This is a genomic window from Nocardia sp. NPDC058666 (assembly GCF_042714895.1).
Lineage (GTDB): Bacteria > Actinomycetota > Actinomycetes > Mycobacteriales > Mycobacteriaceae > Nocardia.
On record NZ_JBHXRY010000096.1, the window covers coordinates 1 to 1,153 of the forward strand.

Annotated in this window: 1 protein-coding gene; it reads left to right on the forward strand. The window is 68.7% G+C overall.

Translation table 11 applies throughout. The features are described from left to right. Positions 1-588 precede the first annotated feature (588 nt). Positions 589-1,153, forward strand: a 565-nt coding sequence (locus ACFWVD_RS28735) for an Hsp70 family protein (RefSeq protein ID WP_379248049.1), incomplete at its 3' end; no start/stop codon positions are given.

Below are 1,153 nucleotides of genomic sequence, written 5' to 3' on the forward strand. Positions count from 1 at the left end.
CCGCTGTTCCGTGGAAGGCTTCTCTCCCGGTCGCAGCGGCGGCGGTACAGATGGTGCGGCCGGCTGCTGGCCATGGGATCACTCCGTTCTCTTCGAGCCTACCGCCGAGCGGCGGTGCTGGTCGGGTCGGCTCATACGAGAGGTTCGGATTCTGCCTCTCGTACTCGTGGGGCGACCGGACCCGTGCTTTTCCGACTTGCCAGGCGCAGGCGTGGAGCCACTGGGCCCGCCACCCTGGGGAGTGTTCGAAACCGTCCGCGCACCGGTAGGTAGCGCCGGGCGGTGACCGAGCAGCTCCGCAGGCCGGCTGCCTCGTTCACGACGTACGGGGAAGCCGCAAACGCCGTTGAGCACCTCTTGGGCCACGGGTTTCCCGTGGAGAGGGCCCCGGTGTCCTGCTCGACGGCTGTTCGGCTCGGTGAACCGGCTCGACCCCGTCGTCTCCGCCCTGCTCCTCGTCGAGGAGGTCTCCGACGAGGCCGCAGGGCTGATCTGCGGGCTGCAGACCACTGGCAGAGGTCCCCGCCCGTACCTGAACGAACGTGATCCGGACAGTCGGCGCAGGCGCCGTACCGGGAGGAGTTCCTCATGGCCAAGGCAGTGGGCATCGACCTGGGCACCACCAACTCGGTGATCGCCGTGTGGGAGGGCGGAGAGCCATCCGTCGTGCCCAACAGCGAGGGCAACCGCACGACACCGTCCGTGGTGGGCTTCACCGATACCGGGGAACGTCTGGTGGGCCAGCTGGCCCGGCGCCAGGCGATCCTCAATCCCAAGGGCACCATCTACTCGGCCAAGCGGTTCATCGGCCGGCATTTCGACGAGATCTCCGACGAGGCCAGGGCGGTGGCGTACGACGTCGTCGAGGGCGACGGCGGGGCGGCCCGCTTCAAGGTGCGCGACAAGCTGTACGCGCCCGAGGAGATCAGCGCACAGGTGCTGCGCAAACTCACCGACGACGCCTCCAAGCAGCTCGGGGAGCGGGTCACGGAGGCGGTCATCACGGTGCCCGCCTACTTCAACGACGCCCAGCGCACCGCCACCAAGGACGCCGGACGGATCGCGGGACTGGAAGTGCTGCGGATCATCAACGAGCCGACGGCGGCCGCCCTCGCGTACGGCGTGGACAAGAAGGAGCACGAGACCGTCCTCG